14 protein-coding genes are annotated in these 13,151 nt (G+C 68.5%); 9 read left to right on the top strand and 5 right to left on the bottom strand.

Features of this window, described 5'->3' with window-relative positions; genetic code table 11:
- Positions 1 to 14 precede the first annotated feature (14 nt).
- Positions 15 to 572, bottom strand: a complete 558-nt coding sequence (locus AC1RAA_RS06400; RefSeq protein ID WP_307588537.1) for a peroxiredoxin — start codon at positions 570 to 572, stop codon at positions 15 to 17.
- Between the two features lie 131 nt (positions 573 to 703).
- Between AC1RAA_RS06400 and AC1RAA_RS06395 the strand changes: the two genes are divergently transcribed.
- The 8 genes from AC1RAA_RS06395 to AC1RAA_RS06360 all read left to right on the top strand — a co-directional run bounded on the left by AC1RAA_RS06395 (position 704) and on the right by AC1RAA_RS06360 (position 8,234).
- On the top strand, positions 704 to 2,269 hold the full coding sequence (locus AC1RAA_RS06395) for a phospholipase D family protein (protein WP_062473093.1): 1,566 nt from the start codon (positions 704 to 706) through the stop codon (positions 2,267 to 2,269).
- Positions 2,270 to 2,278: 9 nt separating this feature from the next.
- Positions 2,279 to 3,052: a sterol desaturase family protein gene (locus tag AC1RAA_RS06390; protein WP_095950217.1), complete on the top strand. Its 774-nt coding sequence runs from the start codon at positions 2,279 to 2,281 to the stop codon at positions 3,050 to 3,052.
- Positions 3,033 to 3,974, top strand: a complete 942-nt coding sequence (locus AC1RAA_RS06385) for a fatty acid desaturase family protein (protein WP_492727212.1) — start codon at positions 3,033 to 3,035, stop codon at positions 3,972 to 3,974. Before AC1RAA_RS06390 ends, AC1RAA_RS06385 begins: the two co-directional genes overlap by 20 nt.
- 4 nt (positions 3,975 to 3,978) lie before the next feature.
- Positions 3,979 to 5,898, top strand: a complete 1,920-nt coding sequence (locus AC1RAA_RS06380) for an iron-containing redox enzyme family protein (RefSeq protein WP_492727210.1) — start codon at positions 3,979 to 3,981, stop codon at positions 5,896 to 5,898.
- Entirely contained in the window at positions 5,882 to 6,793 is a 912-nt protein-coding gene (locus AC1RAA_RS06375; RefSeq protein ID WP_492727208.1) for a DUF6999 family protein, read from the top strand. The genes AC1RAA_RS06380 and AC1RAA_RS06375 overlap by 17 nt, the downstream gene beginning before the upstream one ends.
- A 26-nt stretch (positions 6,794 to 6,819) precedes the next feature.
- Positions 6,820 to 7,179, top strand: coding sequence for a hypothetical protein (locus tag AC1RAA_RS06370; protein WP_492727206.1), 360 nt, complete (start codon positions 6,820 to 6,822; stop codon positions 7,177 to 7,179).
- Positions 7,166 to 7,414 carry a hypothetical protein gene (locus AC1RAA_RS06365; protein ID WP_056580179.1) on the top strand — a complete coding sequence of 83 codons (249 nt, stop codon included), beginning with the start codon at positions 7,166 to 7,168 and terminating at the stop codon, positions 7,412 to 7,414. The genes AC1RAA_RS06370 and AC1RAA_RS06365 overlap by 14 nt, the downstream gene beginning before the upstream one ends.
- Positions 7,415 to 7,640: 226 nt before the next feature.
- Positions 7,641 to 8,234 (top strand): hypothetical protein, encoded by a 594-nt coding sequence (locus AC1RAA_RS06360; protein ID WP_070060930.1) that lies wholly within the window; start codon positions 7,641 to 7,643, stop codon positions 8,232 to 8,234.
- Positions 8,235 to 8,239: 5 nt separating this feature from the next.
- Here AC1RAA_RS06360 and AC1RAA_RS06355 read toward each other — a convergent pair whose 3' ends face one another.
- Entirely contained in the window at positions 8,240 to 9,076 is an 837-nt protein-coding gene (locus AC1RAA_RS06355; protein WP_492727204.1) for a metal-dependent hydrolase, read from the bottom strand.
- A gap of 120 nt (positions 9,077 to 9,196) precedes the next feature.
- On the opposite strand from AC1RAA_RS06355, the gene AC1RAA_RS06350 reads away from it, so the two are divergent.
- Positions 9,197 to 9,826, top strand: a complete 630-nt coding sequence (locus AC1RAA_RS06350; RefSeq protein ID WP_062473073.1) for a TetR/AcrR family transcriptional regulator — start codon at positions 9,197 to 9,199, stop codon at positions 9,824 to 9,826.
- On the opposite strand, the gene AC1RAA_RS06345 is transcribed toward AC1RAA_RS06350, so the two are convergent.
- Genes AC1RAA_RS06345 through AC1RAA_RS06335 form a run of 3 tightly spaced genes read right to left on the bottom strand, consistent with a single transcriptional unit; the run spans position 9,823 to position 13,149 of the window.
- Complete coding sequence (locus AC1RAA_RS06345) at positions 9,823 to 10,965, bottom strand: ABC transporter permease (protein ID WP_492727201.1); 1,143 nt, start codon at positions 10,963 to 10,965, stop codon at positions 9,823 to 9,825. The genes AC1RAA_RS06350 and AC1RAA_RS06345 overlap by 4 nt on opposite strands.
- Positions 10,965 to 12,149, bottom strand: a complete 1,185-nt coding sequence (locus tag AC1RAA_RS06340; RefSeq protein WP_369629071.1) for an ABC transporter permease — start codon at positions 12,147 to 12,149, stop codon at positions 10,965 to 10,967. Before AC1RAA_RS06340 ends, AC1RAA_RS06345 begins: the two co-directional genes overlap by 1 nt.
- Before the next feature lie 13 nt (positions 12,150 to 12,162).
- Positions 12,163 to 13,149 carry an HlyD family secretion protein gene (locus AC1RAA_RS06335; RefSeq protein WP_492696953.1) on the bottom strand — a complete coding sequence of 329 codons (987 nt, stop codon included), beginning with the start codon at positions 13,147 to 13,149 and terminating at the stop codon, positions 12,163 to 12,165.
- Positions 13,150 to 13,151: the final 2 nt, after the last annotated feature.

Below are 13,151 nucleotides of genomic sequence, written 5' to 3'. Positions count from 1 at the left end.
CGGGCCGGCCCGCCTTACTTCGCCGCGGTGGCTTTGGGCAGCGCGCGCACGGCGTTCAGCATGCGCTCGACGTGCTTGTCGGGGTTGAGGTTCTGGTAGTAGTAGGCAACCTTGCCGTCGGTCGCGATCACGTACGACAGGCGGTTGGCGAAGTCGGGCCGGGTCTGCATCAACGCGTCGAAGCCCTGGATCACGGTCTTGCCCTGGTCGGAGGCCACCGGAAAGCGGCTCTGGCAGGACTTGACCGAGAACTTGGAGAGCGTGTCGATGTCGTCGGCCGACACGCCGATCACCGAGGCGCCCAGCGCGGCGAACTGGTCGACCGCCTCGGCGAAGGCGTGGGCCTCGATGGAGCAGTCGTTGGAGTCGGCTGCCGGAAAGAAGTACAGCACCACCGGCCCCTTGGCCAGCGCCTCGGCCAGCGAGTAGCGGAAGGTCTTGCCGCCCAGCGCGGCCGTGGCCGTGAACTTGGGCACCGGGTCGCCGATGTCGAGTGCGGCGTGGGCATGGGGTACCCCGGCGGCGAGGGCCGCGGCCCACAAAGCGGTGCGCAAAAGGAGCGATCGGGCCATGATGTAACTCCGAAGCGAAGTGAATCGAATTCTAGGACGACGCTTCGCAAAAAGGGCCCCGTTGAAACCGCCGCGGGAGGACCGGCGTACATCAGGGCAGTGGCATCCACAACGACAAGAGGAACCCGACCATGAACGCCTGGGCCCGATCTCTTCTGCGCACGGCGCTGGCCGGCGTGCTGCTGGCATTGCTCGGCGCGTGCGGCTCGCTGCCGCCGGCGCGCGAACGCCCGGCCGAACACGCCGCCGCCGCCGACCCGGGCACCGCGCTCGCGAAGATCGTCGCGGCCTCCACGCCGCCCGGCGAGCATTCGGGCTTCCGGCTCATGCCGCTGGGCGTGTACTCGCTCGACGCGCGCCTGCAGCTCGCGCAGCGCGCCGAGCGCTCGCTGGTGGTGCAGTACTACCAGCTCGAGAACGACGCCACCGGCCGGCTGCTGCTGCGCACGCTGCGCGAGGCGGCGGCGCGCGGCGTGAAGGTGCGGGTGCTGGTGGACGACCTGTACACGGTGAAGAGCCAGCAGCTGTTGCTGGCGCTGTCCGAGACGCCCAATGTGTCGGTGCGCCTGTTCAACCCGTTCTGCTGTGCGCGCGACGGGTTCCTGTCGCGCTTCGTGGTGTCGATCTTCGACATCCACCGCCTCAACCACCGCATGCACAACAAGCTCTTCATTGCCGACGGCGCGATGGCGGTGGTGGGCGGGCGCAACATCGCCGACGAGTATTTCGTGCTGAGCGAGGCGCAGAACTTCATCGACATGGACGCGTTGGTGGTCGGCAAGGTGGTACCGCAGCTCGAGAGCATCTTCGACGCCTACTGGAACAGCGACCAGATCTGGCCCATTGCCGAGATCGTGCGCAAAGAGGCCGGCGCCGCCACCTTCGATGCCGAGATCGGCATGTCGGGCCCGCCGCCGAAGGTCGTGCTGCCGCCCTCGGACATCCTCGGCTACGGCCCCATCGCCGAAGAGCTCGACGGCGGCCGCATGGGCCTGCTGTGGGGCGAGGCGCGCGCCATCGCCGACCCGCCCTCCAAGCCCACGACGCTGACGGCCGAAGATGCCATTGCCACCAGCGTGACGATGAAGGTCTGGGCGCTGCTGCTCGACGCCAAGACCGAGGTCGACCTGACCTCGCCCTACCTCGTGCCGGGCGAGCGCGGCATGGCGGCCTTCGAGGACCTGGCCAAGCGCAAGGTCAAGCTCACGTTGCTGACCAATTCGCTGGCCGCCAACGACGAGCCGCTGGTGCACACCGGCTACGCACGTTACCGCGAGCGCCTGCTGAAAGGCGGCGCCGACCTGTACGAGCTGAGCCCGCAGCGCACCACCGCGAGCATGCGCTTCGGCAGCTTCGGCAACTCGCTGGGCCGGCTGCACGCCAAGACCGCCGCCATCGACAAGACGCGCATCTTCATCGGCTCGATGAACCTCGACCCGCGCTCGGCCAGCCAGAACACCGAGATGGGCGTGGTGGTCGACAACCCGCAACTGGCGCGCGAGATGTTGCGCATCATCCATGTGAGCAAGCTGCAGAACTCGTACCGGCTGCGGCTGTCGAAGGAGGGCGGCACGCTCGAATGGCTCACGAACGACGGCGAGAAGGAGGTGATCCTCACCTCGGAACCCGAGTCGGGTTTCTTCCAGCGCCTGTACAACACCCTGATCTCTCCGCTGGTGCCCGAGATGCTGTTGTAGCCTCGGGGGATGGCGCAGACCTTCACTTCTCTTTCGGCCCCGCAGGTCATGCTGTGGGGCCTGCTGTTCTTCGGCGGCATCTACCTGGGTTTCGGCGCGCTCACCTGGCTGCTCACGAAGCGCGTGCTGCCGGCGCTGGGCATCGGGCGCGCACTCGATCCGCGGCCGCTGCAGCCCGGCCAGCTGCGGCGCGAGCTCACGCAATCGGGCATCTCGGTGCTGATCTTCGGGCTGGGCATGGTGTTCCCGTGGGGGCTGCTGCAGCTGGGCTGGGCGCGGCTCGAGCCCGACGCGGGCTGGCGCCGCATCGGCATCGAGATCCTCGTGCTCGCGGTGTGGAACGACGTGCATTTCTGGCTCAACCACCGGCTGCTGCACACGCGCTGGCTGCGCCGCTTCCATGGCCCGCACCACCGCTCGTTCGTGACCACGCCGTGGGCCACCTACAGCTTTCATCCGATCGAGGCGCTGATGCTCGGCAACGTGATCCTGCTGCCGATGGTGCTGCACGACTTCAGCTTCTGGTCGCTGGCGTCGGTGCCGGTGTTCAGCCTGTTCTTCAACTGCGTCGGGCATTCGAACTACGACTTCGTGCCCGGCGTGTCGTACAGCCACTGGTTCGCCGCGAGCCGCCGTCACCACCTGCACCACGCCGTGCACAACGGCAACTACGGCTTCCAGTTCACCTTCATGGACCGGCTGTTCCGCACGCGCATCGCGGCCGATGCAGCCGAGCCGCTGTTCCAGGCCTTTCGAAAGAAGCATGGCGCCACGACGGCCTGACGCGCGCCATCGGCTGCCGCGGCTGCGCCACTGGCGCGACTGGCAAAGCCTGGCGTACCTCGTCGCCTTGCCCGCGCTGGCGGCGTGGCAGTGGGTGCACGGTTTCCAGGTGGTGCTGTATGCGCTGATGCTGTTCCTCACGCTCGGCATCGGCGTGATCCATCACAACCACGTGCACCTGCGCATGTGGCGAGGGCGGCGCATGAACCGGCTGACCGACTTCTGGATCACGCTGCTGCAGGGCCACCCGACCTTCGTCTTCTGGCCCGCGCACGTGGCCAACCACCATCGCCACCGCCACGGGCCGAAGGATGTGGCGCGCACCTACCGCTTCGGCGGCGACACCAACCATCTGTGGGGCTACCTGCTGCATCCGTTTCAGGCCGTGTGGGTGCTGATGCCGCTGTTCTTCGGCTGGCTCGCGCGGCTGCACCGTCATCACCGCGGCGCGTGGCGCTATTGCATGGCGCAGTACGCGCTGTGGCTGACCAGCTGGACCGTGCTGCTGGTGATCGACTGGCGCAAGGCATTGCTGTTCGTGATCGTGCCGCAGCTGCACGGCCTGCACTGGCTGCTGGCCACCAACTACCTGCAGCACGCGCACGCCGACGGCCGCAAGACGCCGCGCAAGGAGGCATCCGGCGATACCCGCGGTAGCCAGCTGAACTACGCGCGCAATTTCGAGGGGCTGGTGAACCCCTTGCTGTTCAACATCGGCCTGCACACCGCACACCACGAGAACCCGCATGCCCATTGGTCCGAGCTCACGCACCTGCATCACACGCGCTACCGCGCGCAGGTGGCACCCGCGCTCAACGAGGGCGGGCTGGTGCCGTACATGGTGCGCGTCTTCGTGCTGGGGACCGTGTGGCCGCGTTTTCGCAGCCGCTCGCTGATGCCTCCCGATTCACCCATCTCCTGAACCCATGCCCGTTTCATTCCAACGCGTGTACCTCGAAAGCGCCGGCTACTTCATGCCCGGCGAGCCTGTTCCCAACGACCGCATGGACGCGTACATCGCGCCGCTCAACCGCATGTCGGAACGCATCAAGCGCCGCATCCTGGCCGAGAACGGCATCCTCACGCGGCACTACGCGATCGATGAAGAAGGCGTGACGCGGCACACCAACGCGCAGCTGGCGGCCGGTGCGATCCGCGACTGCCTGCAGCGCGGCGGCACGGAGCTGTCGCGCGTCTCGCTGCTGGCCAGCGGCTCGTCGGGCGGCGACACGCTGATGCCCGGCTTTGCCAACATGATCCAGGGCGAGCTGGCGGCGCAGCCGATGGAAACGCATTCGGTGCACGGCATCTGCGCGGCCGGCGTGTCGGCGATCCAGACGGCCGCACAGGGCATCGAGCTGGGCGCGCACCGCTCGGCGCTGGCGGTGGCGAGCGAAATGCCGTCGCGCCTGTTCAAGCGTTCGCGCTTTGCCGCGCGCGGCTACGAGACCGACTTCGACTCGCACTTCCTGCGCTGGATGCTGTCCGATGGCGCGGGCGCGCTGCTGCTGTCCGACGGCACGCCCGCGCTGGCCGGCAAGCCGGGGCTGCGCCTCAAGCTGAAGTGGGTGCACCAGCGCGCCTTCTCGGGCGACTACCCGGTGTGCATGCAGCTGGGCCTCACTGAGGATCGCGCGCGCGGCCACCTTGATTTCGGTTCATGGGCCGAGGCCGAGGCGGCCGGCGCGCTGTCGCTGCGCCAGGACATCCGCCTCTTGCCGCACCTGTTCGACATCGGCATCCACGAATACGCCGGCCTGGTACGCGACGGCTGGGTTGATCCGAAGCGGGTCGACCATTTCCTGTGCCACTACTCGTCCGAAAAATTCATCCCGGTGGTCGAAGACCTGATGGCCAAGGCCGACCTGGCGATTCCGCGCGAGCGCTGGTGGAGCAACCTGGCCTGGCGCGGCAACACCGGCGCGGCATCGATCCTCGTGATGCTCGCCGAGTTCCTGCACACCAAGGCGCTGAAGCCAGGCGAGCAGATCTTCTGCTATGTGCCGGAGTCGGGGCGCTTCATGGCGGCGTACATGCTGCTCGAGGTCGAGGCCGTCGATGCGGCGCCCGTCGTGATCGCGCCCCGCGCGGCGGCGGTGGCACCCGACGACGATCTCGTCATTGCGCCCCCGCACGACCCGGCCGCCGCGCCCGAAGGCCTGGGCGCCTTGCTGACCGAGCTGGCCGCCATCTGGCACGACTACCGCTCGCGCGTGTGGCGCACGCCGCTGATCCGCCAGATCCGCGAGCGCCGTTTCGCCGTGCCCGACTACCTGAACTGGATGGAACAGTGGGTGCCGCAGGTGCGCGAAGGCAGCCTGTGGATGCGCGAAGGCGCCGCCTCGCTCAGCGAGCCGTACCGCATGCTGTCGTCGCTGATCGACGTGCACGCGGGCGAGGAGCAGAACGACTTCAACATCCTCTTCAGCGACTACCGCAAGGCCGGCGGCACGGTCGAATCGATCGACGAACTGCGCCGCAACCCCGGCGGCGAGGCGCTCAACGCCTACCTGCACGGCCTGGCCGCCACGCGCGACCCGATCGGCCTCCTGGGCGCGATCTACATCATCGAAGGCACGGGCCAGCGCATCGTGCCGGCGCTGCTGCCGCTGCTCAAGGCCAGCCTGAAGCTGCCGCCCGACGCCTTCCGCTTCCTCGAATACCACGGCCACAACGACGAGCACCACCTGAACCGCTGGCTCGCCGCGGTCGAGATGGTGATGGCCGTGGAAGGCCAAGCCCGCGCCGCCCGCCAGATTGCCGACACCGCGCGCCACACGGCCGCGCTGTACCTGATGCAGTTCCAGCACATCACCGAACGAATGCCCCATGGATCGAACACCTGATTTCCTGACGCAGGCGCACGACGAGCGCGACCCCAGTCCGTGGCTGGCGCTGTACCTCGACCAGAGCACGCCGCTGCCCGACGACGTGAAGGCCGCGTGGCTGGCCGACTCGAGCTCGGCCTCGCGCCAGTACCTGCTGCCGTTCCTGCGGCCGATCGCGCGGCTGACGATCATCCTGATCCAGATCGTGAAGGTGTTCGTGCCGCGCAACTGGTCGCATTCGGTGCTGCTGCACCGCTTCCTGGCGTGGGGGCTCAAGCGCTTCGTGTCGCCCGAGGCGAACTGGCTGATCTTGCGGCACTTTCACCTGGGCTCGCAGGTGCTGGCGTTCATCGGTCGCAACTCGCCCGCGCCCGTGGGCACGTCGCCGCTGGAGCCCGCCGACATCGACGCGCTGAAGGACGAGATGTTCCTGAAGCACGACCTGAACCTGTTCAACTTCGTGATCCGGCTGAACACAGCATTGCGCGACAAGGGGCTGGCGCTGTGCAAGGCCGAGCAGGTCGATTTCTCGATGATCCAGCCGCCGGCGTTGCGGCTGGAAGACATGCCCCAGGGCAAGCTCAATTTTCTCGACCTGCAAAGCGCCATCGAGCTGTTCACGCCGCTGTACCAGCTGATGCTGACCGACAACGATTTCTGGCGCGCCGCCAACTCCTTGCAACTGGACGAAACCATCGGCATCTACGCGGCGACGATCCTGAACGCGCCGGAGCACCTGATCCTGGTCAACAACAAGCATCCGCTGGTGCCGCTGTCGACCTTGCGGGCGGGGCACCGGCTGGTGATCCACGGCCTGTCGACCGAAATGCTTCACAGCCTGCTCCAGCGCATGCGTGCGGCGCAGGAAGCCATGTCGGCAGAGACACTTCCGCGGGACCCGCCCCTTGCATAGGGGTATGCTGTCCCCACATGCAAACCATGAACACGACCCGAAATCCGTCTCCCAAGACCGATCTGGCAGTGACCCACGTGCTGGCTCAACTGCTGGAGAAGCTTGAGCACAGCGCCGTGCCGGTTGGCGCCGAGCAGTACCGCTCGGTGGTCGAGCACCTGGTGCATGAATTCGAAGACGTCGAGCCCGGTGCCGAATTGGGCCAGTTGCTCGATGCCTATCCGGCCGCCTCCGAGGTCTACGAAAATATGAATTACCAGCACGCCGGCCTTTGCCGCTCGGCGCTGGACGTTTCCCTGGCCGCCGAAGGCGCAGCCAGGGAAGCCATTGCCCGCGCCATGCGCGGTGACGAATCGAACAAGGACAAGATGCATGGCCAAGGGTGAAGTGAAAACGGCAGTGGTGGCGGACGGGCTGCGCTACAAATCGAAGGCGCCGGGCTCTCCGTTCCGCGCCTCGGCGTCGTTCAGCGGGGCCACGATGTCCTGCTTCATGTGCGGCAAGCACCGCGTGCGTTCGCAGCTGCGCACGCGCCAGGTGCTGGGCAAGTCGCAGACCGTCTGCGCGCCTTCGTGCAAGGCGCTCGACGAGGCCCTCGAGGCCGAAGCATCGTCGAGCTGAGCGCCTAGCACGGCGCCGCGTCGCGTTGGCGACATGGCCTCATCGGCATGTCGTCGATTGCCTTCCATCCCGGTCGCAATCGATATACAGTTGGACACAAATGATGCAAGTAATTGCATTTAATCTAAAGTTCTAATTTGTAGCCGATGACCACTCAAATCCAGCAAGAAGGCGATCGGTGCCCCGCAGCGGGCGTGGATTTTTCTCTGCGTGGAGGGCCTGAGCTGTGAACAAGCCACGTCACGTCGTCATGCAGGTCGTCAAGCGCTCGTCCGGCAGCGCCACGCACCATGTCGAATTCCTCATGGACGACAACTTCGCCGAGCGCCTGCGTCAGTTGCGCTCGCTGGTGCCGCCGCTGGGTGCCCTCAACAAGCAACGCGACCTCGTGATCGACAAGGTGCGCGTGCGCCTGCCCAACGCCATCTGGCGCTCGGGCAACGAGATCGCCATCGACGGCGGGGTAGACGGCTCCTGCATCGTGATCGCGGCCGAGGGCTCGTTCAACTGCGGCGGCAAGGACCGCCGCACGCGCGAAAAGCTCGTGACCTACAACTTCTCGATCGCGCGACTGATCGAGCTGCACGGCGAACGCCCCGAAGGCGAAACGCTCTACATCCGCGACGGCGTGTTCGCCAACGACGAACCGGCCGAATCACCGGCCGGCCGCTGGGTGGCTTCCATGCACGAACTCGAAGTGGTGATGCGCGTGCCCGATGCGCCGTCGGACTTCGACACGCTGCACGACCTCACGTTGCGCGCCGACGGGCAGCCGACGCAGGCGGGTGCGCTGAGCCCGCACCGCGCCAGCATCTACTGACGAACTCAGGCCGACGTTGCCGCAGGCGCGCCCACGGGCGTGAACTGCGCGCCGTTGTCGGCCAGCCAGCGCGCCGAGAGGCTGCTGTCCTGCTGGTCGGGGTGGAAGTCGCTGCGCAGGTACTGGCGCCAGCCCGCGAGATTGCCCCGCAGCAGGCCGCCGCGGCCCAGCAGGATGCGCGCGGCGCTCTTCCAGGTAGCCCACTTCCACAATTGCTTTTCATGCCGCAGGTTGTCGACCGTCTGGCGCATCAGGTCGCCGAGGAACATCACCGTCACGCGGCGGAACCAGCGCGTGCGCCATTCATCGGAGCCGCCTGCGGCCTTGTAGATGTCGAAGGCCACGCTCTTGTGCTCCAGCTCTTCCGCGCTGTGCCACAGCCACATCGTGCGCAGCCGGGGCTCGGCGCCATCCAGGATCTCGGGGCGGGCCAGCAGCCACTCGGCGAACATCGCCGTGAAGTGCTCGGTGGCGGCCGTCACGGCCAGCGCGTGGCGCGGATCGGCGCCGTCCATCAGTTCCATGCGCTGGCTGGCGCGCGCGGTCCAGCGGTCGACCAGGCCTTGCTGCTCGAGGTGCGCGTTGAACAGCGAATGGATGCGCCGGTGCGTTGCCTCCTGGCCGATGAAGCCGCGCACGTTGGCGCGGTGGCGTTCCTGCACCTCGGTCGGCAGCGTGGCCATGGCGTCGCGCACGGCGTCGATGAAGAACTGCTCGCCGAAGGGGAAGCTCATCGACAGGGCGTTGAGGAAAGCCGTCGAGAAGGCGTCGCCGCCGCACCAGTCGCGCGAGAAGGGCGGTTGCAGGTCGATCAGCAGGCGGCGGACTACGAGTTCGGTCATGGGAAGGCAATTCCTGAGGTCGTGGGCACAAAGGTTGGTACAGATCCGTACCGCGTGCCGCCATGGTGCAATTGTGAGCTGGTACTGTCAAGTACCAAGGCGTAGGAAAATGAATCGCACATGACTGCCACCATCGACAAAACCGCCACGCCCGATGCCGCCGAAGGCGCGCCCAGCGAGCACTACGCGCGGCTGCTCCAGGGCATGGCGCATGCCGTGGCGGCCAAGGGCTACGCCGACACCACCATCGCCGACATCGTGCGCGAGGCCGCCGTCTCGCGGCGCACGTTCTACGAGCACTTCAGCACCAAGACCGAGTGCCTGATCGCGCTGTACGAAACGGCCAGCCGGCTCGGCCTGCAGGCCGTGAGCGAGGCCTTCGACCCGGCCCAGCCCTGGCACACGCAGGTGGAGCAGGCGATGACCGCCTACATGGACTACCTCGCCCAAGACCCGGTGCTGCTGCGCACGCTGTTCGTCGAGATCCTCGGGCTCGGGCTGCCGGGGCTGGCGGCGCGGCGGCGCGTGAACGGCGAGATCGCCAACTTCATCCAGGTGGCGATCAACAGCAGCGACTCAGGTGAGGTGCCCGCGGCGCACATGAGCAGCCAGATGGCGATGACGGTGGTGGGCGGCATCAACGAACTGGTGCTGCAGGCCATCGAGCAGGACCGCGTGGGCGACCTGCGCGAGCTGGTGGCGCCGGCCACGCGGCTGGTGCGCGCGGTCGCGGCCGACAGTCGACGCTAGGCCTGTTCGGCCTTGCGGGGCGTGGCCGCAGCCCACAGCACGAGCAGCCCCGCCACCACCATCGCCGCCAGTGCCCCGAGGTACGGCAGCACGTCGTGCAGCGGTGCGCCCATCTGGTTGAGCCGCAACGAAGCCTGGATGCCCGCCGTGCTCGGGAACAGCCAGCGCAGCGCCTGCAGCGGCGCGGGCAGGGCCTCGACGGGCCATGAGAAGCCCGAGAGAAAAGCCATCGGCAGCGCAGTGAAGAGCAGCACCTGCAGTGCGCGCTCGCGGTCGCGGAACCAGCAGCCCAGCAGCAGTCCGAGCACGCAGATCGCCGGCACGTAGAACATCAGCAGCACCAGCGCTCCGAACGGATTGCCGCCGCGCGGGTAGTCCTGCAGGAAGAACACCCAGCCGAAATAAAACAGGCCGCTCAGCACGCCGAAGCCCGACAGCGCGCCCAGCCGCCCCAGCCACGCGCCCATGCCGGCGCGCAGCCGGCCGGCCTCGGCCCAGGTGCCGGCCAGCATCGCGGCGCCCATCAGCAGCGTCTGCTGCAGGATCAACAGCGCGACCGCCGGCACGACGTAGCTGCCGTAACCCTCGGTCGGGTTGAACAGCGCGACCAGCTGCGTGTTGAGCGGGCTGCGGCTGCGCGCGGCCTGCACCGCGCTCTGGCCGCCGGCCTGCAGCTTGCGGATCTCCACACCGGCCGACACCGTGCCCACCGCCTCCGAGAATCCGTACAGCACCGCCTTGTTCAGCAGCGCATAGGCGCCGTTGCCCTCGATGCTCACCACCGCCGGCGTGCCGCGCAGCACGTTGCGCTTGAGATCCTGCGGCAGCAGGGCGTAGCCTTCGATCTCGCCGCGCCACAGCGCCTGCTGCGCCTCGTGCACGTCGGACGTGACCATGCGCACATCGAGCCGCGGGCTGGCCATGGCGAAGCGCGCGATCTGCCGCGACAGCCCGCTGTGGTCCTGGTCGACCACCGCCACCGGCACGCGCGTGACGGCCTGCGTGCCGTAGGGCCACGGGTAGAAGAAGCCGTAGATGATGGGCGCGAGCAGCATGATCAGCAGCACGCCCTTGTCGCGCAGCACGCCGAGGGCGGTGTCGCGCCAGGCGGCGGCGAAGCCTGGGATGCGTGTGCTCATCAGCGGCCTCCCCACGTCTCGGGCGCCGCGGCCGCACGCACCAGCAGCGTGGCCGACACGGCCAGCAGCACCGCGGTGCCCACCACCATCCACAGCGGCGTGGCGGCCGAGTAGGCCAGGGGCGCACCCATCTGCAGCTGCTCCATCTGCACGCGGATGTAATGCGTGTAGGGCAGCAGTCCGGCCCACAGCTGTGCGAGCACCGGCATGGCGACCAGCGGAAAGCCCACGCCGCCGAACGCGAAGGCCGGCGCGGTGATGAAGCCGGTGGCCGACAGCGCGGTGCGCAGCGAGCGCGTGAGGCTGGCCACGAAGGCGCCGAGCGCGATCGACAGCGCCAGGAACACCATCAGCGCGAACAGCGTCCATCCCACCGAGCCGACCGGGTGCCAGCCGCGGCCCGCCGTGATCCACAGCATGGCGGCCAGGCCCACCGCCGACAGGCTCGCGAACGGCAGCGCCAGCTTGCCCGCCAGCGCGGCCAGCGCTTCGGGCCAGCGCGGCGCCGCGCCGAGCCAGCCGCCCAGGCTGCGGTCGCGCAGCTCGCGGCCCACGGCCCAGGCGCCGGCCGTCATCGCGAGGATGTGCAGCAGCGCCGGAATGAGCGCGGCACCGAGAAACTGCTCGTAGTCGGTCGAGGTGTTGAACAGCGCAACCATGCTGGCCTTGACCGGGTCCATGCTGACGCGCGCGGCCTTCATCGACTCGCCGCGCTTGTTGCGCACCGCAAGCTCGACGCCGGCCGACACCGTGGCGACGGCGGTGCGCACGTCGCGCTGGATCAGGCTCGAGTGCGTGCCCAGCTGCGCGTTGTGCAGCAGCACGACCTGCCCGACGCGGCCCTGCTTGACGTCGCGGCTCAGCTCGCGCGGCAACTGCACCGCCGCATCGACGGCGCCGCTGGTGAGCGCGCGCTGCATCTCGCCTTCGTCGGCGTACTGCTGCGCCACGCGCAGGCCCGGCGTGGCGTCCAGGAAGCGCACCAGCTGGCGCGAGAGGGCGGAGTGGTCCTGGTCGAGCACGCCGATCGGCAGGCGCTCGGGCAGGCCGGCCGAGAAGATCCACCAGATCAGGAACACCGCGAGCAGCGGCACCCACGAGATCATGGCCAGGTCCCACGGACGCGTGCGCAGCAGCGCGAATTCGCGCCGGGCGCTGGCGGTGGAAAAGCCGCGCAGGCTCATGGTGGGTGCGGCGTCAGTCGACCAGAACGCTCATGCCGGGGCGCGCGCCTTCGATCGGCTTGAGCGGCCGGGCGCGGACCTCGAAGGTGCGCACGTCGAAGCCGGCGCCGCCGCGCGTGGCGCGCCAGGTGGCGAAGTCGGGCAGCACGCCGCTGTAGTAGACCTTGAAGCGGGCGGTGCGCCGGTCCTCGGGCAGGGCGGGCAGGCGGGCGTCGAATTCCTTGTCGAGCGCGAAGCGGGCCAGCCGGTCTTCGCGCACGTTGAGCACCACCCACTGGTCGTTCAGGTCGACCACCGTGACCACGGCCACGCCCTGCGGCGAGAGTTCGCCGACCTTGGCGAGCACCTTGGCCACTTCGCCGCCGACCGGGCTGCGCAGCTCGGTCTCGGCCTTGGCGGCTTCCACCTCGGCGACCACGCCGGCCACCTGCCGCGCCTGCGCGTTGGCAGCGGCCTTGTCCTCGGGGCGGGCGCCGGTGCGCGCCATGTCGTACTGCGCCTTGGCCGCCACGGCGGCGTCGCGCGAGGCCTTCCAGTTGGCCTCGGCCTCGTCGCGCTTCTGGTCGGCCACGAGGCCGTCGCGCGCCAGGCCGTCGACACGCCGGAACGAGGTCTGCGCGAGCTGCGCGGCGGTCTCGGCGCGCTGCCACTGCATGCGCGCCATTTCGATTTCTTGCGGGCGGGCGCCGTTCTGCGCCTTGTCGGCCACGGCCTGCGCGGCCTGTTCGGCGGCGGTGGCCTGCGCCAGCTTGGCGCGCACCTCGGGGCTGTCCATGCGCACCAGCAGGGCGCCGGCCTGGATGCGGTCGCCTTCCTTCACCGCCACTTCGGCGATGCGGGCCGTGACCTTGCCGGCCACGTCGGTCTCGCGCGCTTCCATCTGGCCCTGGAACACCTCGGGCGCCGGCTGCGCGGCGCGCCAGAAGCCCCAGGCGAGCAGCACCAGCACGAGCAGTGCGGCGGCGATGGCGATCAGTCGGCGGGTCTTGGCACTCATCATGG

The sequence above is a fragment of the Variovorax sp. GW823-FHT04F07 genome (assembly GCF_058795995.1).
This window is presented reverse-complemented; position numbering and strand designations above follow the sequence as displayed.

Excerpts from the sequence above, each read along its gene's own strand:
- AC1RAA_RS06345 (WP_492727201.1), bottom strand. The coding sequence starts at position 10,965 with ATGAGCACACGCATCCCAGGCTTCGCCGCCGCCTGGCGCGACACCGCC.
- AC1RAA_RS06350 (WP_062473073.1), top strand. The coding sequence starts at position 9,197 with ATGACTGCCACCATCGACAAAACCGCCACGCCCGATGCCGCCGAAGGC.
- AC1RAA_RS06370 (WP_492727206.1), top strand. The coding sequence starts at position 6,820 with ATGAACACGACCCGAAATCCGTCTCCCAAGACCGATCTGGCAGTGACC.
- AC1RAA_RS06365 (WP_056580179.1), top strand. The coding sequence starts at position 7,166 with ATGGCCAAGGGTGAAGTGAAAACGGCAGTGGTGGCGGACGGGCTGCGC.
- AC1RAA_RS06400 (WP_307588537.1), bottom strand. The coding sequence starts at position 572 with ATGGCCCGATCGCTCCTTTTGCGCACCGCTTTGTGGGCCGCGGCCCTC.
- AC1RAA_RS06375 (WP_492727208.1), top strand. The coding sequence starts at position 5,882 with ATGGATCGAACACCTGATTTCCTGACGCAGGCGCACGACGAGCGCGAC.
- AC1RAA_RS06340 (WP_369629071.1), bottom strand. The coding sequence starts at position 12,149 with ATGAGCCTGCGCGGCTTTTCCACCGCCAGCGCCCGGCGCGAATTCGCG.
- AC1RAA_RS06355 (WP_492727204.1), bottom strand. The coding sequence starts at position 9,076 with ATGACCGAACTCGTAGTCCGCCGCCTGCTGATCGACCTGCAACCGCCC.
- AC1RAA_RS06335 (WP_492696953.1), bottom strand. The coding sequence starts at position 13,149 with ATGATGAGTGCCAAGACCCGCCGACTGATCGCCATCGCCGCCGCACTG.
- AC1RAA_RS06380 (WP_492727210.1), top strand. The coding sequence starts at position 3,979 with ATGCCCGTTTCATTCCAACGCGTGTACCTCGAAAGCGCCGGCTACTTC.
- AC1RAA_RS06390 (WP_095950217.1), top strand. The coding sequence starts at position 2,279 with ATGGCGCAGACCTTCACTTCTCTTTCGGCCCCGCAGGTCATGCTGTGG.
- AC1RAA_RS06385 (WP_492727212.1), top strand. The coding sequence starts at position 3,033 with ATGGCGCCACGACGGCCTGACGCGCGCCATCGGCTGCCGCGGCTGCGC.
- AC1RAA_RS06395 (WP_062473093.1), top strand. The coding sequence starts at position 704 with ATGAACGCCTGGGCCCGATCTCTTCTGCGCACGGCGCTGGCCGGCGTG.